The sequence below is a fragment of the Ferrimonas sediminicola genome, assembly GCF_005116715.1.
GTDB classification, from domain to species: Bacteria; Pseudomonadota; Gammaproteobacteria; order Enterobacterales; family Shewanellaceae; genus Ferrimonas; species Ferrimonas sediminicola.
Genome location: NZ_SWCI01000045.1, coordinates 1 through 301, shown reverse-complemented (window position 1 = coordinate 301; position 301 = coordinate 1). Strand labels below are relative to the sequence as shown.

Here is a 301-nt window from a genome sequence, read left to right as displayed (position 1 = left end):
TCCACCACTTTCGTGCTCGTGTCACCAGAGCCTAAACGGTGACAGTCCAGGGTCCCCTTCGTCTAGAGGCCTAGGACACCGCCCTTTCACGGCGGTAACAGGGGTTCGAATCCCCTAGGGGACGCCACTTATCTGTTGATGCCGACAGGGGCCGGGCGGTGTAGACACCGCGCCCTCTATGCACGGCCACAACAGGGCGCCAATCCCGTAAGGGACGCCACTTATTCGCTTTGTTACAAAGCAAAAGTGGGGCTATAGCTCAGCTGGGAGAGCGCTTGCATGGCATGCAAGAGGTCCACGG

The 301-nt window shown here is 59.5% G+C and carries 1 tRNA gene; it reads left to right on the top strand.

Annotated elements, in window-relative coordinates:
* Positions 1-51: 51 nt before the first annotated feature.
* Positions 52-127: transfer RNA gene (locus FCL40_RS18455), tRNA-Glu, on the top strand.
* Positions 128-301: the final 174 nt, after the last annotated feature.